Genomic DNA, 14,226 nt, shown 5'->3' with positions numbered 1-14,226 from the left:
TGTCTCTACATTGATTATTTTGCAAAGTTGCACAAATCTAATAAATTGTACAAATCCAATACAATATTCGTTCTTGCGAAAAGATAAAAAAAATAGCGCGATACCAATAAAAGCAGCGCGCCTGTTTTTTAAAAAAATTGTGCTAACGGTAAAAAAGTTCTATTTGATAAGCTCACGGGCGATTACTAATTTTTGGATTTCGGACGTACCCTCATAAATCTGCGTGATCTTGGCATCACGCATAAGCCGCTCCACATGATACTCTTTCACGTAACCATAGCCCCCGTGAATCTGAACTGCTTCGGTCGTGGCCCACATCGCGACCTCCGAGGCAAATAATTTGGCCATGGCGGCAGCCTGCACAAAATCTTTCTGCTCATCCTTCAGCCGGGCGGCTTTGTACACCAGGAGCCGGGCCGCTTCAATTTTGGTCGCCATTTCGGCCAGTTTAAACTGAATCGCCTGGTGGTCAAAAATTTTTTTTCCGAACGATTGGCGTTCCTGCGCGTATTTCAACGCCAGCTCGTAAGCCCCGGCGGCAATGCCCAGCGCCTGGGCGGCAATCCCGATCCGACCGCCGTTCAAGGTCGACATTGCAAATTTGAAGCCAAAACCGTCTTCGCCGATCCGGTTTTCCTTCGGCACCTTCACGTCCGTGAACATCAGTGAATGGGTATCCGACGCCCGAATGCCCATTTTGTCCTCTTTTTTTCCGACTACAAAACCGTCCTGTCCTTTTTCGACAATCAGGCAATTGATGCCCCGGTGTTTCTTCTCCACGTCGGTTTGCGCGATCACCAGGTAAACCCCCGCCGAACCGCCGTTGGTAATCCAGTTTTTGGTCCCGTTCAGCAGAAAATGATCGCCCTGGTCGAGGGCCGTCGTATGCTGGGAGGTCGCGTCCGAGCCCGCTTCCGGCTCCGAAAGGCAGAACGCACCAATGATTTCGCCCGTGGCCAGGCGGGTCAGGTATTTCTGTTTCTGCTCTTCGCTGCCAAATTGTTCGAGGCCCCAGCAAACCAGCGAGTTATTGACCGAGACAATCACCGAACAAGACGCATCAACTTTGGAAAGTTCTTCCATGGCGATCACGTACGAAACCGTATCCATACCGCCCCCGCCGTAGTCGGGTGACACCATCATGCCCAGAAAGCCCAGTTCGCTCAGACGCCGGACCTGCTCGGTGGGGAATTTGGCGGCACTGTCGCGCTCGATGACGCCCGGGAGCAGTTCGGTTTGGGCAAAATCCCGCGCGGCTTCCCGCACGGCCAGGTGTTCTTCAGTGAGGTTAAAATTCAGGCCGGAAAGTTCATAGGAGGTCATACGTCGTAATGGCTGGAATAGACTTTGTAAAATCAGTTATTTATTGTTCATGCTGGCTGGTAAACCGACACGTCAGGGCGTAATGACCAGTTTGCCGAGCACGCGCCGGTTTATCATTTCACGCAGGGCCTGGGGCGCTTTTTCGAGCGGATAGGTCGCCTGAATGTGCGGTTTTATGCGTCCCTGTTGGTAAAACGTCAGTAAGTCCTGAACATTTTTAAAATTATCATTCGGTTGCTTTTCGGCAAAGGCCCCCCAGAACACCCCAATTACCGAACACCCTTTCAGCAACGGCAGGTTCAGGGGCAAGGCCGGAATCTGACCGGCCGCAAAACCGACAACCAGATACCGCCCCCGCCAGGAGGTAGAACGCAGAGCCGCTTCGGAAAGGTTTCCGCCCACCGGGTCGTAGACCACATCGACACCCCGCCCGTCGGTTAGCTCCCGGATTCGTTCGCGCAGATTTTCGCGGCTGTAATTGATGGTTTCGCGAGCCCCGGTCTGGCGGCAGAGGGCCAGCTTTTCGTCGGTCGAAGCGGCTGCAATGACCGTTGCGCCCATCGTCCGGCCCAGTTCGACGGCGGCCAGCCCGACGCCCCCGGCGGCTCCCAGCACCAGCAGGGTTTCGCCGGGCTGAAGGTTGGCGCGGTCTTTCAGCGCGTGGTACGAGGTGCCGTAGGTATACATGAGCGAAGCCGCCGTCACGAAATCCATGGCGTCGGGGAGTGGAAACGCTTTAAAACCGTCGGCCAGGGTTTCTTCGGCAAAACCGCCCCAACCGGTGAGCGCAAAAACCGGGTCGCCGGGTTTCAGGTGCGTGACACCTTCACCGACTTCTTTGACGATACCGGCCACTTCGCCACCGGGCGAAAACGGGAAGGGCGGTTTGAACTGGTATTTTCCCTGAATCATCAGGGTGTCGGGAAAGTTGACGCCACAGGCTTTCACCTGAATCACCAGTTTGCCTGGTCCCGGCGTAGGCGACCCGGTTTCTTCCAGCCGCAGGTTTTCGGGCGGACCGTATTGATGGCAGAGAATGGCTTTCATGCAGGATTTTTTAGTTGTAAACCACAATTAACACCGCTCCGCTCACCATAATGGCCGCCCCGATGAGCTTCTGGACGATGTGTTTTTCTTGAAAGAACTGATAGCCAAACAGGACGTTCAACAGCGCCGAGATTTGAAATAAGGCCAGCACATAGCCAACCTGCATTCCGCTGAAAGCGGTATTGGTCGAGAATTGCATCAGGCCCGTTGCGATGAATAAGGCGGCATAAGTCCCTTTGTATACGGAAAAGATCCGAAGCTGTTCCTTCCACTGGCTGCGCAGCGTGAAGAGTATCCCGCCGAAAGAAAACAGAAAACCGAGTACGCACCAGAGCACAAACGTGGTGGTGGGAGTGGAGAGGAGCATAGCCCGCTTGATAAACGTCGCTTCGATGGCCGAACAGACCAGCGCAATCAGCCGGAGCTGAATTTCCGGTTTTTTCAGGATAGCGAGCGAAAAACCGCGCCCCGGCTGGCCCGAACCCAGCACAATGTAACTCCCGGCGACGATCAGCCCCACGCCAAGGGTGCCCATCCAGCTCGGTATTTCATTCAGCAGCAGGATACCGAAAATAATGCTAACGACGGATTTGTAGGCGTTGACCGGTCCTAAAACCGACAATTCGCCGGTTCGGATGGCTTTGATGAGGAGCACATTGCCCAAAACACCGATGACCGTAAAGACCAGCACATCCCACCAGAACGCTGTGGGCAGGCTGCGCAGGGCCAGATCGGGCCAGAAAGGAATTGTTACTATGCTCAAAAAGCCATAGGTTGCGCAGGAAACGAACAAGGGCTCGGCCGCGCGTTGCGTAAGTTGTTTTTGAAAGACGTTTGATAAAGGGCTCGATACAATGCGAACAAGGATGGCGACGGTAGTAAGGGTCAGGATTACCAATAACATACTGACAAAATCGGTACCGGGCCAAAACCGCCCGTGCACTACGGGAAAAACGTCAAAGTTTAGCAAAATTTATCGACACGGCGGGGCCCGTTTGTAATCTTCGTTAAAAACCGGTTTTCTGTTATGCGTTTCGGGTTACTAATCCTGTGTCTGCTGGGGGCTTCCCGGCTTTGGGCGCAGAAAAAAATGGTGATTACTGTCGACGATCTGCCGGGGGTGACGCGGTATTACCGTACCCCTGACGGCCATGCGCAGCTGAGTCAGCGGCTGGTCGCGCATTTCGCCAAACACCGCGTGCCGGCCATCGGTTTTGTGGTGTCGAAGTCCTTATACCGCGAGGGCGTCCCCAGTGCCGACCAGATCCGGGTGCTACACATCTGGCTCGACGCCGGGCTGGAACTTGGCAATCATACGTTCTCGCATAAAGATTACACTGTCATCACCATCCCGGAGTACCAGGACGAGGTGATCGGGGGCGAGCAGTTTGTCAAACAACTGGTGGCACAGCAGGGGAAGCCGTTCCGGTTTTTCCGGCACCCGTTTTTGCGCAAGGGCGAAACACCGGCCAAGAAAGATTCGCTGGAGCAGTTTTTAGCCCGCCAACATTACCGCGAAGCGCCCGTAACGATCGATAACAACGATTACCTGTTTTCGCAGGCCTATGACAACGCCTTGCTGCAGGGTGATAGTGCGCTGGCGGCAGAGGTTGGTCGTCAGTACCTGGATTATATGACGGCCACGGTACGGTATTACGAAGCGCAGGCCGATTCGCTGTTTGGCCGGCCCATCCCGCACACGCTGCTGACCCACGCTAACACGATCAATGCGGTTTACATGGGCGAGTTACTGAGCCGGCTGGAAAAAATGGGGTACACGTTTGTGGCGCTGGACGAAGCCCTGCAGGACGATGCGTATCGGTCGGTGGACGGCTACGTTGGCAAAGGGGGCATTTCGTGGATTCACCGCTGGGCGCTGACAAACGGGAAGAAGGGGGCGTTCTTTGCCGGGGAGCCTGAGGTTCCGGCGATGGTAATGCAACTGGTGGAGCGAAAGTGACCGCCAGCAATTCAGCGGCCAGAAGTTCCGATTCATCCTCCCCACTGCCTTCGTCAACGGAATGGGTTTGGTTGGCTGGCAGCTTTCTCCCAATTTTAGGTCATCATGCGTACCCTGATCCGTTACCTTCGCGAACACCTGAAAGCTGATTTTCGCACCGACCTCTACGTGTCGGCGGCTGTATTTCTGGCGGTTTGTATCAGCATTAATTATTACCTGGATTTAGAAGACAGTTACATCGATGCGTACCGGGGCCAGAACATCCGGATTGTCTATTATTTTCTGCTCTACGCGTTTGCCTACTATTCCGGCGTTGCCTTGTGGACCCGGTTTCACGGGCGACGGGATCTCTGGCAACGACGGGATTTTTGGGTGTATAGCCTGGCTGGGTTGGGGATTTACAGCTGGTACGCCGGTTTTTACGGCTTCAACGCGTGGAGTTATGCGGTTTTCGACGGACAGATTTACCGGTTTGCGTTTTATTGCCTCCGCAATTTGCAGTCGTTGCTGACGGTAATTCTGCCGCTGGTGCTGTTTTACCGCTTCGTTGAAAAAGAACCAAACGGCTTTTACGGCCTGCGTCCGAAGTGGAAAGGGTTGCAAATTTATTTCATTTTGCTGCTGTGCATGGTGCCGCTGATCACGTATGCCTCCTTCCAGCCTTCGTTTCTGGAATCGTATCCGACCTACCGCGACACCGATGCCAACGAATTTTTTAATATCCCGGAATGGGCTACGGCCCTGATTTACGAGCTGGCCTACGGCTGGGATTTTGTGCCGACCGAATTGATGTTCCGCGGTTTTCTGGTGATCGGCATGACCCGGATTCTGGGCCGGGGGGCGGTCTTGCCGATGGTCATCACCTACGCGTTTATTCACTTCGGAAAACCGCCCGGTGAGACGATCAGCTCTATTTTTGGCGGTTACATTCTGGGGGTAATTGCCCAGCAGACCCGTAGTATCTGGGGGGGAATCATCATTCACCTGGGCGTCGCCTGGCTGATGGAATTGGCGGCCTTTTTGCAGTTGGGCTTAGGACAGTAAAACCGGCTAAACACCTGGCCGGTTCGTTTGTTCCTGAGTGCAAGCCGGAGGAAATTTTCGGAGCATTCCTTGGACAGGACGGAGCCACGCTTTTACTTGCCGTTCTCTTTGTGGACTTGCCCAAAACCGGGGTATCGGACGAAAAGAAAAAAGGCAGCTACAACTTTTCGTCGTAACTGCCTGATTTTGAAGTGGTGATGGACGGAATCGAACCGCCGACACAAGGATTTTCAGTTCTAAAAAATGTGGTTTGATATGGTTCAATATGGGCAAATGTGACTGATTTTGAATAACTTAGCAATCAGGTAAAAACACCTGAAAACAGGTAAAACCGCGAAATGTTGTACCTATGTTGTACCAATTTTGGAGGTTAAATGGCTGAAGTTAAGCTTGTTCTACGCAAAAAGCCCAATAAAGAAGGCAAATTTCCGCTTGCTTTGCGGATTACCAAAGATCGGAAATCCTCATTTATCCATTTCGGTTTTCACCTGAGTGAAGACGAATGGGATGAAGTCAAACAGCGCGTCAGGAAATCGCATCCCAATGCAACACGCCTGAATAACTTTATCCTAAAAAAGCTCTCTGAAGCCAACGACCATTCGCTTGAATTGGAGACGCAGAAATCCTATGTGTCCTCGAGTGCTGTCAAGCAGAAGATCAAACCGTCTGCCGGTTCGACATTCTTTGCCCAAGCTGAAGTGTTTCAGCAGCGGTTGAAGGAGGCTGGCAAGTACAACCAGTACACGGCTGATAAACCCCGCATCAAGCACTTCAAAGAGTTTCTGAAACACGACATTGCTTTTGCCGATATTACCGTCGCCATGCTGGAACGGTTCAAAGCCCATCTGATCACGAAGCACAATCATTCGGAGCGGTCAGCAGTAAACCATATCGTGATGATCCGGTCGGTTTTTAGTCATGCCATCAAGGAAGGTGTTATTGATCCCAAACACTATCCGTTTGGCAAAGGCAAGATGAAAATCAAATTCCCGGAATCTAGTAAGATTGGTCTGACCCAGGATGAAATAACCCGACTGGAAACCGTCGAGCTACAAGGCAATGCCGATCACGTTCGAAATCTATGGCTGTTCTCCTATTATTTTGCTGGGATGCGGATTAGTGACGTTCTCAGGCTGAAATGGAGCGATTTTCAAAATGACCGACTTCATTATGAAATGGGTAAGAACAGCAAAAGCGGTTCTTTGAAAATACCGGATAAGGCCTTAAAAATCATTGAGCATTACAAGGCTTTCCAGCAAACGAAGGACGACTTGTTATTTCCTGAACTAAAAGGCGTTGACCTCAACGACAAGTTTATTACTCAACGCACGATTGCTTTCAAGACCAGTGCCATCGACAAATGCCTTAAAACGCAGGTTGCTCCGCTGATCGGAACCGACAAGAAACTGACGATGCACTTAGCCCGGCATTCCTTTGCCCAAGTCGCCAGTGACAAAATACCGGTACAAATTCTGCAAAAGCTTTATCGGCATAGTAGCATTCTCACGACGATGGGATATCAGTCTAACTTTACCACCCAGCAGACCGACGATGCTTTGGATAAGGTGCTCAATATGGAATCAAAACCATAAGTACAATCCACGTATATTGGTAGGGTATCACTTGGCTTTTCAATGTATTTTTTTATTTTGCCGTAAAAAAATGCAATGGAAGTTATCTGTCTTCAGGATGAAGCCTTTTATGCCTTGATTGATAAGGTTGTTGAACGCATACAACAGCAGCATTCTGTTAAGGAAGATAAATGGATTTCAGGGACTGAGGCCATGCAGAAACTGCGCATTCAAAGTAAAACGACCTTACAAAAGCTCCGCGACGAAGGCAGCATTCGGTTTTCACAGCCGGAAAAGAAAATCATCCTCTATGATTCCGATTCCATCAATGACTATTTGAACCGCAATTCTAAAAGCACTTTTTAGCCATGATCGAAGAAGAGGAGCCCAGTAAGCAATTTATAAGAGGGTACAATCATGGCTACCAACTGGCCAAGCACGAACCGGAATTATTGGATAAGATTCTCAAATCCCAAAGTAGCACTACTCCCAATGATTACAGCCGAGCAATGGTCCAAGGCAAAAATCAGTTCGAACACGAAAAGCTGGTCGCAGAAATGAAAGCAATTCGCGAACGGCAGAAGCAGAACATTAAAAGGAAGCGGTAGTAATTCATAATATTTGATTAGTAGATATTAAGTATGAATAATATAAAATTAAATTTTTTGCCAATAGAAGAACGGGATTTTACTTTTCCAGTCTACAGAATGCTTAGACCTGAGGGTAAAATAGAAGATATTGAACTCCATACGTATTCTTTACCTGAAGATAGTGGAAGTAGTGATAGGACAGGATACCTTGTTTCTTTTCTTCCAAAAGATGGATTTGAGCTTTTCAACGCATATTTCTTAGATTCAAGAAATATGACGAAAAAATTTTTGATATATAGTCTTGTTAAATGCCTTAAAAAAAGTTCTACTTTCCCATTTGAATATATAAAGGCAAAATATTCAGGAGATAGAATTGAATTCACTATCCAGGCTTTTCCCCAAGGGCGACAAATAATTTATTTAAGTCCTTATTTTTTTGAAAATAAAGGAACTTTTGGATTCTTAATAGATTTTCGCTTTGTAAAGCACCCTCATGTGCCATTTGATAAAGAAGTACAAAAATTAAGCCTCAGCCTTAATTCAGAAGGAAATAGCAATAAAAACTATTATTCAGATAAACACAGGCTTATTAATAAATTTATTGAAAAGGCTTACATTGATTTTAGAACTTTGCCAATAGATGAAATTTCTTTTGTAACTGTAAAAGATGAACTTTGTAATGTAAATAGTTTTCAACTTAGTAAAAAGGAGTATATTTTCAACAATCGTAATACATCATATTCACAATTTCAAGGTGTAAGAAACTTTGGTCCCTATCAAAAAGTAAGCGCTGATGTAAATTTTATTTTTATTTTTCATGATAAATATAGACAGTTTGCTAATGAGTTATATTTAAGTCTACTAGGCAAACTAAATCCAGGCACATTTCCTGGATTTAATATAATGTTTAAAATTCAATTTGGGTTAGAAAATGTTAAAAGAATAACATTATACAATTTCGATAAAGAGTCCCTGGATGAAGCCATAAATAAAGCTAAAGAGTTTAGAATAAACGAACCTAATAAAAGATATATAGCTTTATATATTGAAGATTATGATCAGAATAATGATGATGACGCTTCTGAACATTATTTCTACTTGAAATATAATTTCATAAAAGAAGACTTTCCACTTCAAGTGGTAAATTATCGAAAATTAGGTTTGCGGAATGCATTAAAGTGGTCTACCTCTAACTTAGCGTTACAAATTTTTGCAAAATTAGGAGGCATTCCATGGATTGTTAAACCAAGCAATAATAATTGCTTAATCTTAGGAATAGGTAGTTCACATAAAAAGGACGCTAAATCTGGAAAAATAAGCAAATATTTCGCCTATACCATATGCCTAGACTCAAGTGGGCTATATAGAAGTCTTGATATTTTGGCAGACGCTGATACGGAAGAGAGTTATTTAGAACAACTTCAGGCGAATTTAGTGGCCTTATTAGTGTCAGGTAAATTTGATGCTTATAAGACTTGCGTTTTGCATTTACCATTTAAAATTAAACACTCTGAAGTTACGGCATTAACAGAAGCAATTCAGCAAATTAAGCTGATGAATTTCGTTGCTATTAAAATCAACCTTGAAAGTAAGTTTTTTGGATACAGTGATCACAATACCCTTGTACCTTATGAAAGTAGTTGTGTAAGGCTCTCTAAAAGAGAATTCTTGGTATGGTTTGAAGGTTTATTATACGGAAAAGAAATAGTTGATAAAAGACTATCAAATCCAGTTCATATTGAATTCCTGAATTTGGAAGAGCCGGACAATATAAATATGAACACATACTTACAAGATGTTTTGAATTTATCAGGGGCTAATTGGCGGGGATTTAATTCAAAGTCTATCCCCATTTCTATATATTATTCTAAAATTATTACTGAATACACAAAAGCCTTTGAGATAATAGAAGGATATAGTGAAGGTGCTATATCTAATAAGAAGCCTTGGTTTTTATAGAAGCTTGTTATATGGAGATTAATGGAGATGATATTATTTTTCTTTTTGGCGCTGGCGCAAGTGTAGACGCTAATATCCCTATATCTAACCAGATGGTGAGGCATATAGAGAGGCTTATTTACGAAAAAGAAGAATGGCAAGAATACAGAGATTTGTATTATTATCTTAAAAGTAGTATCCACTATTCTGACGGTATATTTGGGCGATTTGATGAAGCGTTCAATGTAGAAAAATTGCTAATTGTTATTTCTGAGATTGAGAAAAGAGACAAAAATATAATGTATCCTTTCATTGGAGCTTGGAATACGAGGCTTATTGATTTAGCAGGAGCAAATTTTCAAAATATAAGTAATCTCCAAAAATTAATAAGAAGGCAATTGAACGAGTGGGTAAGGATTAAAAATTATGATAATGCTAGTTATTATGAAGCTTTTGATAGTTTGTCAGGCGATATTGCAGAAACTATAAAGGTTTTTACTTTAAATTACGATTTATGTTTTGAACGTGTAGTTGGTAAACGCCGGACAATAGAAACTGGGTTTAATAAAGGCACAAAAGATTGGCATTATTCTAATTTTGATAATTCAGAAGGAAAACATTTCTTTTTATATAAGCTACATGGCTCTATTGATTGGTATATTGACGGGAGTAAACTTTTTATAAGTGATGACCCAGTAGAACATCCTGAGTTGATTTTTGGTATTCAGCACAAAATGACTTCGGTAGACCCTTATTTTTTTTATTCATCAAAGCTTAGAGAGGCATGTTTAAATGAAGCTCGTTTGATTGTTATTATTGGGTACTCATTTGCTGATGACTACGTTAATATTATTTTTTCGCAAGCATTAAAATCAAAACCTAATGTACGCTTACTTAGCGTTGAACCTATTTGGAATGCTGATGTCAATGAAAAAAGAAAATTTATATCAAAAAAGCTTTCCTTGGATTCTATAGATCAAATTATTGTTGAAGATGCTTCAGCTAAAAAATTTATGACCGAGATAATGAATAAAGATTATTTTATAAGCCAGTTACACGAGCCAGATGATGTTCCTTTTAAAGATGAAGTTCTTATAGATCCGGTTCAAAATGTGCAAGATGTTCTATAATTCAGTTTGCTTTACAATTGCTTGAAATAAAACTACACGGCGCACATCATTCGGATTGAATAAGAATTTTGCTACATCTCGTCCTTGCTCGTTCATATCCAGTTTTTCACAATGTGCCAGCAGTCGTTCTTTCAATTCTGCTGGAGTGCGGATGTTGACCTTTTGTTCAAGATAAGCATAGTTCGGTTTAATATTGCGGCCAAGTAGGAATACAATATCGAAGAAATCACGCCCTTTGTTGCGTGGCCGGTTCAACACGGCATAGCATTTTTGCGCAAGAATCAGATCAAGCGGTGTGACACTGAGTTGGGTAAACACGCCGAAACGGTTGAGAATATGGCTTTCGGGTGTAAAATCGAACCGTTGGGCTTCGGTGTCTAACTGAATCAGTATCTTTTCTTCTTTCAAGTTAGATAATCCTTGTTTATAGAGCATTTCGGGGAATTTGATATTGCACCGGTAGGCTCCTTTACCAACGACTTGGATTTCAACATGATATCCTTGGCCAGTTAGCTCTTTTTCCATGAGTTGGGCCACATCATCAAACTGTTCTGGCGTAATAGCAAGATTATCAAAATCCAGATCTTCTGAAAATCGGCTGTTATCGTGAACAAGCCGCAGGCATGTTCCACCCAGGAAAACAAAATGCCGACCTAATGGGCTGTCAAAAAGGATTTGCAACATGACGCATTGCAGATATTCCCGCAGAAGCTCCCGTTCGAAACCGTGTAGGTTTTCGGGATAATATTGCTTAATATATTGGAGATTAACCATTTTTCAGACGCTCAATGATGAGGGATGTTAATTTCTCTACACGCTTGTTATGATAAGCCTGGACATACAGAGCAAGTGTATCAGGATTGCAGCGTTCAGCCATGATTTCAATGTTCAGACGCAAACCCTCAATGTCTAACTGATCACGCAACTCGGGGCTTAGATAAAATGTATCAAGCAATGCTTTTTCCGGTTCTGCTAATAAGTATTCCCGCTGACCGGATTGCATGGGCCGGTAACCAAAGAACAGATCAGGCTTGACATGCTGATAATTGAAATACCCCAAAGGAGTTTCAAAGTGCTGCGTTTTTTTGGTCGTGACCGAAAAGACTTGATAAACACCTTCTGGAATAAAGCCGTACCAGCGCAGCGCTGACCATAAAGATACGTAGGAGTTATGGCACAAACGGTTGGCTGTAAAAAACAGTCGATCTTCTGAAATGGGCCGGTTTGTCCAGCTATAGAATTTATTGATGATTTTTTGCAGATAGCCTTTTTCCTGCCATTCTACTAATCGGCGTGTGTCGAAGTTGGGGAATCGCTTAAGAATATCATTCACCGGAATGACATCCCGCTCTTTGAAGGCTTGTTGAAAAGTGATGAAATTCACATCGTTCCTTATTTTTGTGAAAAATAACAAAAATAAGATATAAACTAATATAAATGATGTGTCAATAGTTTTTGAACGATCCAGCTCGTCATTCTTGAAATTAAGTTTATAAGCTTAATTCTTTAACGGAAAAATAAGTCTATAAGCTTACGGCACCAATACCTAATCAGCTAACTATACGCTTTTTGCATGGGAAAGTCATTTATTTCCTTCTTTTACGGTTTTTAGCAAAGAAAGGAAATATCTTTTGCTGTTTGTTATTGATCTGTGAATAGATCTGTAATATTTGGTAACTTGCAATTATTATGGCAAGCTACAAACAAACCGAATACGAAGTTTTGCGCCGACGCTGCGTTGCTCTGCACCAACAGGGCTGGAAACAAGTAGCGATCGCTCAAGCTCTAGGCTTGACCCAAGGTTGGGTCAGCCGCACCTTGACCAAATATCAACAGCAAGGACAAGCCGCGCTGGCCTGGCGAAAACCCGCCGGTGCGACCGCCAGACTGAGCCAAACACAGTTGGCTCAACTGGTTGAAGAACTCAATAAAGGGGCGGAACATCATGGTTTTCCCGGCCAGCTATGGACTCGTCCTCGTGTTAATGAGGTGATTAAGAAACTTTTTGGCGTTAGCTATGATCCCTCTCAAGTAGGGCGCTTACTGAAAAAAGTGGAATGGACACGGCAGAAACCCCAGCCCAAAGCTCGCCAACAGAATCCAGAACGGATTAAACAATGGCGAGAGGAACGCTTACCCGAACTCAAAAAAAGCTCAGACTGAGCAGCGAGTTATTCTCTATTTGGATGAATCAGCCTGCTATCTGTTGCCTATGTTAGGGTTGACTTGGGCACCCTGTGGACAAACACCGGTTTTGCAGCAGCAAGCTGGGCGTGCCCATTTGAATCTGATTGCCGCTATTGCCCCCAATGGGCGAATTTATGTTGCTGGACAGAATCGGCCTTTTTGTAATGAAGATATTGCCTGGTTTTTAGAGAAACTCTGTAGCCGCTACCGCAAGAAAGATCTCTTAATTATCTGGGATAATGCTTCCATTCATAGCGGTGATGCAATCCGGGCTTTGCTCAAAGATCGACCGGGTCGGCTTCATCTGGAGCGTTTACCGGCCTATAGTCCGGAGCTAAATCCCACTGAGTTAGTGTGGAGCTACCTGAAGCAGAGCCTGAAAAACCGAGTCTTCCTTTCGTTAAACGATTTGACCATAGCTGTCTTAGACCAAATTAGATTAGTAGAGAGCGATCCCAAATTAATACAAGCATTCTTCCATAAGAAAGAAATAGGGTTTATTACAAGTTAACTCACGGATCTATAAGAGAAGATATTGAATTTATCGCCGGAACCCACGCCGACGCTGTTGTTGCTGCTGCTTTTGTTCCCGTTTTTCTCGCGTCTGTTGCGCTAGCCTTTTGACTTCGGCTTCATCGACGGATTGACCTTTTACAGATTGCGAACGCGTGGTTTCTTGGCCACCGCCCATGCCTTGCCGACTGCTGGGTGGACTTTCGGTTTGCTGTTGCCGATGCGCTTTGATCATATCAACGGCTTTATCCTGGCTTTGGGAAATATCAGGTGATGGTTCCGGCGGGGTTGGCTCTCCTAGGTACTCCCGTTGTTCCTGGGCAAAGCGGGTTTGCAGGTCTTTGACCTTCTTTTCATGCAATTGCTTAAGCCGATCTAACTGACCCTCAAAGCGGCCTTTATCGTAATGATCGTTTTGCAGATTTTTGATCGTTGCGTGGTCTGCGTAATACTCCTGATTCAGCCGCTCAAGCTCCTTGTCCTGTTGGGCTAAGAGGTCACTGTACGACATAGGTATAAATAACTTAATGTTACAACTTGCTTACTCTTTTGAGTTTAGAAGTTTTTGTAACAAATCGTTTTTCTCTCTTTCCATCGCCAACATCCTCTCATATAGAGCGATCTTCTCGTCATATAACTCAACTATTTTGTCGATAGGATTGAAAGTAGGGTAATAATTAACAACCGCAGCTTGGTCGTGATTAGTAATAGTATTCGCTATAATATTAATAGCGGTCTCTTCATTGAAATTTTGAATGGCTTCTTCAGGCACTCCCAGCGATTTAGCTACTTTTTCTAACAACGGTTCGTCCAAAGTCTCTTTCTGTTCAAGCTGCGATACGGCTTGTTGAGTCAGCCCCAATCCCACTGCTATGGATTCTTGCTTAATCCCTAGCATTTCGCGAATACGCTTCATATTTCGC

General features: G+C 44.9%; 16 protein-coding genes. 9 read left to right on the top strand and 7 right to left on the bottom strand.

Annotation, left to right across the window (positions count from 1 at the left end; translation table 11 throughout):
- Nucleotides 1–159: 159 nt before the first annotated feature.
- From ACFPMF_RS16285 to ACFPMF_RS16275, 3 genes are all read right to left on the bottom strand, one after another.
- The gene (locus ACFPMF_RS16285) at nt 160–1,299 is read right to left on the bottom strand and encodes an acyl-CoA dehydrogenase (RefSeq protein ID WP_465262193.1); all 1,140 of its coding nucleotides are present in this window, start codon (nt 1,297–1,299) and stop codon (nt 160–162) included.
- Nucleotides 1,300–1,395: 96 nt separating this feature from the next.
- The gene (locus ACFPMF_RS16280; protein WP_379847030.1) at nt 1,396–2,370 is read right to left on the bottom strand and encodes an NADPH:quinone oxidoreductase family protein; all 975 of its coding nucleotides are present in this window, start codon (nt 2,368–2,370) and stop codon (nt 1,396–1,398) included.
- A gap of 10 nt (nt 2,371–2,380) precedes the next feature.
- On the bottom strand, nt 2,381–3,274 hold the full coding sequence (locus ACFPMF_RS16275; protein WP_379847028.1) for an EamA family transporter: 894 nt from the start codon (nt 3,272–3,274) through the stop codon (nt 2,381–2,383).
- A gap of 123 nt (nt 3,275–3,397) precedes the next feature.
- Between ACFPMF_RS16275 and ACFPMF_RS16270 the strand changes: the two genes are divergently transcribed.
- From ACFPMF_RS16270 to ACFPMF_RS16240, 7 genes are all read left to right on the top strand, one after another.
- Nucleotides 3,398–4,330 (top strand): polysaccharide deacetylase family protein, encoded by a 933-nt coding sequence (locus ACFPMF_RS16270; protein WP_379847026.1) that lies wholly within the window; start codon nt 3,398–3,400, stop codon nt 4,328–4,330.
- A 105-nt stretch (nt 4,331–4,435) separates the two neighbouring features.
- Complete coding sequence (locus ACFPMF_RS16265) at nt 4,436–5,374, top strand: CPBP family intramembrane glutamic endopeptidase (RefSeq protein WP_379847024.1); 939 nt, start codon at nt 4,436–4,438, stop codon at nt 5,372–5,374.
- 374 nt (nt 5,375–5,748) lie between these two features.
- Entirely contained in the window at nt 5,749–6,966 is a 1,218-nt protein-coding gene (locus tag ACFPMF_RS16260; RefSeq protein WP_379847022.1) for a phage integrase SAM-like domain-containing protein, read from the top strand.
- A 75-nt stretch (nt 6,967–7,041) separates the two neighbouring features.
- Entirely contained in the window at nt 7,042–7,311 is a 270-nt protein-coding gene (locus ACFPMF_RS16255; RefSeq protein WP_379847020.1) for a helix-turn-helix domain-containing protein, read from the top strand.
- A 2-nt stretch (nt 7,312–7,313) separates the two neighbouring features.
- Nucleotides 7,314–7,553 (top strand): hypothetical protein, encoded by a 240-nt coding sequence (locus ACFPMF_RS16250; RefSeq protein WP_379847018.1) that lies wholly within the window; start codon nt 7,314–7,316, stop codon nt 7,551–7,553.
- Nucleotides 7,554–7,586: 33 nt separating this feature from the next.
- Nucleotides 7,587–9,494, top strand: coding sequence for a Piwi domain-containing protein (locus tag ACFPMF_RS16245; protein ID WP_379847016.1), 1,908 nt, complete (start codon nt 7,587–7,589; stop codon nt 9,492–9,494).
- 11 nt (nt 9,495–9,505) lie between these two features.
- Entirely contained in the window at nt 9,506–10,603 is a 1,098-nt protein-coding gene (locus ACFPMF_RS16240; protein WP_379847014.1) for an SIR2 family protein, read from the top strand.
- Here the strand turns inward: ACFPMF_RS16240 and ACFPMF_RS16235 are convergent.
- Nucleotides 10,598–11,377, bottom strand: coding sequence for a nucleotidyl transferase AbiEii/AbiGii toxin family protein (locus ACFPMF_RS16235; RefSeq protein WP_379847012.1), 780 nt, complete (start codon nt 11,375–11,377; stop codon nt 10,598–10,600). The two genes, ACFPMF_RS16240 and ACFPMF_RS16235, sit on opposite strands and share 6 nt — an antisense overlap.
- Nucleotides 11,370–11,987 carry a type IV toxin-antitoxin system AbiEi family antitoxin domain-containing protein gene (locus tag ACFPMF_RS16230; RefSeq protein WP_379847010.1) on the bottom strand — a complete coding sequence of 206 codons (618 nt, stop codon included), beginning with the start codon at nt 11,985–11,987 and terminating at the stop codon, nt 11,370–11,372. The genes ACFPMF_RS16235 and ACFPMF_RS16230 overlap by 8 nt, the downstream gene beginning before the upstream one ends.
- Nucleotides 11,988–12,292: 305 nt before the next feature.
- Here ACFPMF_RS16230 and ACFPMF_RS16225 point away from each other — a divergent pair, with 305 nt between their 5' ends.
- Nucleotides 12,293–12,766, top strand: coding sequence for a winged helix-turn-helix domain-containing protein (locus ACFPMF_RS16225; protein WP_379847008.1), 474 nt, complete (start codon nt 12,293–12,295; stop codon nt 12,764–12,766).
- Between the two features lie 19 nt (nt 12,767–12,785).
- Nucleotides 12,786–13,301 carry an IS630 family transposase gene (locus ACFPMF_RS16220; protein ID WP_379847006.1) on the top strand — a complete coding sequence of 172 codons (516 nt, stop codon included), beginning with the start codon at nt 12,786–12,788 and terminating at the stop codon, nt 13,299–13,301.
- A gap of 30 nt (nt 13,302–13,331) precedes the next feature.
- On the opposite strand, the gene ACFPMF_RS16215 is transcribed toward ACFPMF_RS16220, so the two are convergent.
- Both ACFPMF_RS16215 and ACFPMF_RS16210 read right to left on the bottom strand, forming a co-directional pair.
- Nucleotides 13,332–13,814, bottom strand: a complete 483-nt coding sequence (locus ACFPMF_RS16215) for a hypothetical protein (protein ID WP_379847004.1) — start codon at nt 13,812–13,814, stop codon at nt 13,332–13,334.
- Between the two features lie 30 nt (nt 13,815–13,844).
- Nucleotides 13,845–14,219 carry a helix-turn-helix domain-containing protein gene (locus ACFPMF_RS16210; protein WP_379847002.1) on the bottom strand — a complete coding sequence of 125 codons (375 nt, stop codon included), beginning with the start codon at nt 14,217–14,219 and terminating at the stop codon, nt 13,845–13,847.
- Between the last annotated feature and the right edge of the window lie 7 nt (nt 14,220–14,226).

It is taken from the genome of Larkinella bovis (genome assembly GCF_042655385.1).
GTDB lineage: Bacteria > Bacteroidota > Bacteroidia > Cytophagales > Spirosomataceae > Larkinella > Larkinella bovis.
This window is presented reverse-complemented; position numbering and strand designations above follow the sequence as displayed.